At 29.8% G+C, this 1484-nt stretch carries 2 protein-coding genes; both read left to right on the top strand.

Going from position 1 to position 1484, the window contains the following annotated elements:
• Nucleotides 1-204 (top strand): hypothetical protein (locus VXQ92_RS17640; RefSeq protein WP_000112589.1); only part of this gene is annotated, 204 nt, incomplete at its 5' end.
• 778 nt (nt 205-982) lie between these two features.
• The coding region (locus VXQ92_RS17635) for a LysR family transcriptional regulator (RefSeq protein WP_416682687.1) at nt 983-1484 on the top strand (502 nt) is incomplete at its 3' end.

Below are 1484 nucleotides of genomic sequence, written 5' to 3'. Positions count from 1 at the left end.
GACCCTAACTCTGGTGAGAAACTCAGCTTGAAAGAGCATATTCATCACATGGATAAATACACAACTTATGTTTTTTTTAGTGATGAAAAAGACAATATGGTTTTCAATCCACAGAAAAAACAGATATTTGAAATCAGTCAATATACTTCTAATATGATGGTTGAAATTTCAAGAAAGTTATACTACTTGATTGGTGAATATTAGGTCATTTTGATCAACCCGTCTGCGAAAATCGTCACCGCTTTTAAAGGGAACTCAATACGTTTGCGTACACCCAAATAGATACTTTAGTATAATAGTCGGGATTATCTTTTTATCTTATACTCTTTTCAAATATTGTATTTAAATACAATCAATTATTATGACTGCTTAAATCCTGAAATGAGGTAAGGTAATCATTTTCTTATCAATTATTACCTTACCAACCCATTGAGTGAGTAAAAAAATTATTTTTCATATTTTTTGGGTTAGGCAAAGTAAAAAGGGTATGAAAATAGATTTTTTAACTACCTTTTATAGTGGAAAAGTATCTTAATTAAGATTCTGAAAAATTTAATCAATAACATAAGGATTGGTTATTGAAACAGTTTACAGTCCGCATTCTTCCCCAAGGTGCGGACTTTTTTTATCAATAAAATGTACAAATATAAGTTCGTGCTTATTTCTAAAAGTTATCTTTTCAAGATCTCTTATTTATTTTTATGATGGCTTTTTATTGTTTGATTTAAATAATTTTTTTAGCTGAATTGTACTTATGTTCATCTCTTGTCTCGTGAAAACAAAACCTATTATTTTCTTATCTTCTTTTCTATGTCAGAATTATTAAATACTTAATTTTATAGATTGGCTTTGTCCTTTCACTTCTCGCATTTTTGCAGGTACTCCCTATGTTTTATCATTCTTTCTCATCACTAAATTTATTTATGCTACTTCCCAAAAATATCAATTAATAAAATTACAAATCTAAAAGGGAATAGATAAGATGAATTTAGAAGTCCGTTGGATAGAGGATCTCCTCACATTAGAACGTGAACGTTCAATCTCAAAAGCAGCAGAGAAAAGATTTATTAGCCAGTCTGCATTTACTCGAAGAATTCAACAAATTGAAGAAATGATTGGTGCTGAAGTCATTATTAGGAACAACAAAAACAACATCGAATTTACAGACATTGGTCGAATTTTATTAGTGATGTCTAAAAATATTGAAAAACAGGTAGAGGAGACCGCAAAACTAATTAAAAATATTAAAAATGACACTGACTCGACCAGTCGTTTCTGCGTTGTTCATTCTTTAGCCTCTGGATTTTTAACTACTTTTTTAAAGAAATTTCCTACACTTATTCGTGATTTAAAAATTGAAATTGTCGCAACGAATAGTGGAGAAGGCCTGTCTTTGTTAAAAGAAGGTGCTTGTGACTTTATGATTTGCTATGCAGATAAAAGCAATATTAGAAAAGTTGGGGATGATATTTTAAGTGGTATCA

This window comes from Acinetobacter sp. 228 (assembly GCF_048147885.1).
The sequence above is the reverse complement of the archived record's forward strand: the minus strand, read 5'-3'. Positions and strand labels throughout refer to the sequence as shown.